Source organism: Paenibacillus rigui (genome assembly GCF_002234615.1).
Taxonomy (GTDB): domain Bacteria; phylum Bacillota; class Bacilli; order Paenibacillales; family NBRC-103111; genus Paenibacillus_S; species Paenibacillus_S rigui.
Genome location: NZ_NMQW01000063.1, coordinates 1 through 3,350 on the forward strand (window position 1 = coordinate 1; position 3,350 = coordinate 3,350).

Annotated in this window: 4 protein-coding genes; 1 reads left to right on the forward strand and 3 read right to left on the reverse strand. The window is 42.0% G+C overall.

Features of this window, described 5'->3' with window-relative positions; genetic code table 11:
* Positions 1-16: 16 nt before the first annotated feature.
* The 3 genes from CF651_RS30365 to CF651_RS30375 form a co-directional block, all read right to left on the reverse strand.
* The gene (locus CF651_RS30365) at positions 17-577 is read right to left on the reverse strand and encodes an RHS repeat-associated core domain-containing protein (protein ID WP_094018612.1); all 561 of its coding nucleotides are present in this window, start codon (positions 575-577) and stop codon (positions 17-19) included.
* 111 nt (positions 578-688) lie between these two features.
* Complete coding sequence (locus CF651_RS30370; RefSeq protein ID WP_245856218.1) at positions 689-1,945, reverse strand: IS110 family RNA-guided transposase; 1,257 nt, start codon at positions 1,943-1,945, stop codon at positions 689-691.
* 125 nt (positions 1,946-2,070) lie between these two features.
* Positions 2,071-2,847 carry a recombinase family protein gene (locus tag CF651_RS30375; RefSeq protein WP_094018613.1) on the reverse strand — a complete coding sequence of 259 codons (777 nt, stop codon included), beginning with the start codon at positions 2,845-2,847 and terminating at the stop codon, positions 2,071-2,073.
* A 171-nt stretch (positions 2,848-3,018) separates the two neighbouring features.
* Here CF651_RS30375 and CF651_RS30380 point away from each other — a divergent pair, with 171 nt between their 5' ends.
* Complete coding sequence (locus CF651_RS30380) at positions 3,019-3,219, forward strand: helix-turn-helix domain-containing protein (protein WP_094018614.1); 201 nt, start codon at positions 3,019-3,021, stop codon at positions 3,217-3,219.
* Positions 3,220-3,350: the final 131 nt, after the last annotated feature.

Consider the following 3,350-nt stretch of genomic DNA (forward strand, 5'->3'; position numbering starts at 1 on the left):
CCTTCTTGTTTGACGCTTACGTTTGTTTATTATAATGACCTGCGCCTTGACCATCAAATCTTTTTCCCGGAGAGAACGGATTTGGATTTCTAGGGTCAGACTTAATCCATTCTTGCCAATTCGTAATCTCTCCAGTATTAGGGTCACGTTTGTACGTTGAGTGTTCACCAGTAGCGTCAGGGTCGTATTTCATATTGTTTTTGCTTTTTCCGCCCGTACTTGCCTTAGCTCCAAGATTATTTGAAGAAGCTCCACCACGGAAAAAAGACAGTCCGAAGTCTATTTCAGAGCGAACTTCATCACTATACAACTGATCAATTGCCCACTCTGACTTCCCAATACTATTTTCTTCAACATCACTCGTCATTGTAGCAAGTCCAAAGAGATACTTAAATTGATTATTATCCTCATCTTGATAAATCTCTTTAAACAGACTACCTAACTTAGATCTATTATCCCAATAAATAGCAGAATCTATTCCACCATCTCTTGCTTCTATTATAGCATCTTTTACTTCTTTTAGGTGTCCAGTAGGATCCGTATGAATTAATGGATTATTATCTACATACGTATACAAATTCAAACTCAGCGGATTCGTAATGTCCCCTTCATACGTATCCTAGTTAATAAACCGTTCCATCAAAATAAAGAAGGTGGAAACCTTTTTCCAGTCCCCACCTCAAGTATATCATCCTGTTTGTTTGTATTGTACTATCGGTTTTATGTACCTCGACTTGTTCTTCATTAAAGCAAATACCACATCGACTAGCTTCCTCATGATGCAAATAATTGCCTGAGTCTTAGTTTTACCTGCCGCCAACTTTTGTAGGTAATATTCATAGTAGAAGGGATTATTAGGTTCTTTGCTTCCTCTCTTAGTCCCAATTTGTCTACAAGCAAGCCTGTAAAATAACTCATGCAACGTGCGGTTTCCTTGCTTACACTTCTTAAAACTGCCTTTATCACCTGAACCCTTAAAGACAGGAGCAATTCCTGCGAATCGTGCTAGCTTCTCAGGACTAGAGAACCTGTTGATATCACCAATTTCAGCTACAAATCCTGCCGCTGTAACTAAATCAATACCATGCATGGATTCTAATTTGTACTCTGTATCCTTCATTAGCACTTCTAGCCGCCCTTCAATGGCTTCTATTTCTTCCTTGCAGTTTCGGATACGTCTGATATGACTTTGTATAATAAAGTCTCTATCCTCCTGGTAATTCCGTTTCGTTTCACCATCTGCTTGTACCATGCTCAGTATTTTCTCGGCAGACTTCAATGAACAAGCGTAATTGCTTGGTTTAAGAAGAAATTCTTTTAGTTCCTGAACTGTGACCCCCTCCAACAAATGTGGGGAAGGATACTTTTCAAAGAAGGCTAAAGCCGTTTTACCGTCTAATTCACTAAAAAACTTACGGTAGCTTGGGTAATGATGACTTATCTGACCATGAAGCTGATTGATAAGAACGGTCAAATCCGTTGCTGTTGCAGTTCTCGTAGTCACAAGCTGACCGATAACCCAATATTTATCAATTGGGTTCGCATCAGGAAGTGACTCAAACTTATCTATTAGAACATGACCGACACATTCCGCATCCCATTCATCAGACTTTTGAACGATAGGATTGGCTTTTCGTACCCCATTGGGAAGAGCAGGGTTCACTTCCTTGACAATTTGCCCCTTTTGAACAAGGTAAACAGCTAATGCTCTACCATAGCCGCCCGTATCTTCCAAACCAAATGCAGGGGTAATTCCTTTCTTGAGATACTTCTTTGCTTCCGCTAGTAACTTTGGAAACTCACTCGGCTTATTATCGAACTTGAACATCCCAAGTTTCCGTTTAAACCCATTAAGAAAAACTGCCGTATGATGGTTCTTATGAAGGTCGATACCTATAAACATATGCTTGAGACGAATTTCTTCTTCCATGTAGTGCTGTTCCATTAGAATCCCCCCATGATGTAATCGTTTGAATGTTTAAGAAGAAGAAGGTTTACATCCTCATTTCGAGTGGTCAGAGCCACAAAGATACCTTAGTAATATCCTTCTTCCTATAAACACTCAAGCCGTCAAATGATTGCTTGATGAAGCCCCTCGGCTTCGATGCCACCGTAGCGATACGTACCTTGGTAGAAATCTCTACGGTCTAATATCCGCTTGACTTGTACCTTTGTAAACAACTTTCCTTGTTGCGTAGTAAAGCCTTCATTATTCAATGCTGACGCTAACTCCGATAACGTCCAAGTCGGGTTCTGTTCCCGTATGTCAAAGAGCTGCCTTACTGCTAAAGCCTGTGTTTCGTTGACTACTATGGACTTCTGTCCTTTCGTTGCTTTATAACCGAACGCCGCCCGACCTCCGGCATAGCCGCCTTGTTGGGCTTTCTTATTGCGCCCTCGGCATAGTTTCATGGCGATTTCTAGCCGTTGGTATGCGTCAAGCAATTCCATCAGTCCGTTGATTAGGAAGTCGCTTGGGTCTTTCTTGTAGATGGAGTATGTAGGCTGTTCGATGCTTCTTACATCAACGCCATGTTTCTTGAACTCCCGATGAACTAATACCTTTACGATGTCAGACCGCCATAAACGGCTTGTATTGAGTACAACCACCGCGTCTATGTTTTGGGTAGCTATGGCGGCTAACATCGTCTGAAAGCCAATTCTATCCACCTCAAGGGCTTCCTCGTCTACCTTAGCCCCACTGATACCTTCGTCTGTGTATACGTGAATCAGATTCCAACCTTCACCCTCACAATAGGAACGGATTTCGTCTTGCTGATAAGCCAAACTGTATCCGTCTTTCGCCTGTCCACTTGTAGAAACTCTGACATACCCGATGACATTCATCCCGTTTCCTCCCCCACCGTTACGATAATTGAGATTACCGTAACGCTTAACCGAATCGCCACTTTGATTATATACCGCTTAACCGAAACGCACAATGACTTTCTTTAAGTGCGGTGATATAATTGCTTCATAATTCAGTACGGTTAAGCGTCACTCGTTAGGAGGGTCAGCATGGCAATTCAAGTAAAGTTACGTCAGTTGTTGGAGCAGAAAGGAATATCTCAACGGGAACTGGCACGATTAACAGGATTACGAGCAAGTACAATCAACCATCTTTGTTCAGACAATGTCGACAGGGTTTACTTAGAGACACTGGAACTCATTTGTAAGACATTGAATGTCAGGATTGAAGAACTAATAGAGATTGATTGAGCAGTCATACCGCCCACGGCGGCAACAGCGGAATATCTCTCCATTCATGTAAAGCCGTCTCGTATACACACCTCAGAGCCCACGAGACTAAGGCGAAACTCGACTGCCGCCTCATCCTTGAAAAAAAAAAA

Coding starts and splice junctions, on each gene's coding strand:
- CF651_RS30375 (WP_094018613.1), bottom strand. CDS start 2,847: ATGAATGTCATCGGGTATGTCAGAGTTTCTACAAGTGGACAGGCGAAA.
- CF651_RS30380 (WP_094018614.1), top strand. CDS start 3,019: ATGGCAATTCAAGTAAAGTTACGTCAGTTGTTGGAGCAGAAAGGAATA.
- CF651_RS30370 (WP_245856218.1), bottom strand. CDS start 1,945: ATGGAACAGCACTACATGGAAGAAGAAATTCGTCTCAAGCATATGTTT.